Genomic DNA, 236 nt, shown 5'->3' on the forward strand with positions numbered 1-236 from the left:
CCGATCGGCCGTCCGATTGCGAACACGCGGGTGTACGTGCTGGACGGTCATGGCGAGCCGGTGCCGTTCGGGGCGGCTGGGGAGCTCTACATTGGCGGGGCGGGGGTGGCGCGTGGCTACCTGAACCGCCCCGAGCTGACAGCCGAGCGGTTCATCGCCAGTCCCTTTGTGGAGGGCGATCGGCTGTACCGCACGGGGGACCTGGCGCGGTACCTGCCGGACGGCAATCTGGAGTT

1 protein-coding gene is annotated in these 236 nt (G+C 69.5%); it reads left to right on the plus strand.

Annotated elements, in window-relative coordinates; genetic code table 11:
• Positions 1-236, plus strand: a 236-nt coding sequence (locus VSR82_RS40560) for an AMP-binding protein (protein WP_498858987.1), incomplete at both ends; no start/stop codon positions are given.

The organism is Burkholderia sp. JPY481, from assembly GCF_038900515.1.
Lineage (GTDB): Bacteria > Pseudomonadota > Gammaproteobacteria > Burkholderiales > Burkholderiaceae > Paraburkholderia > Paraburkholderia youngii.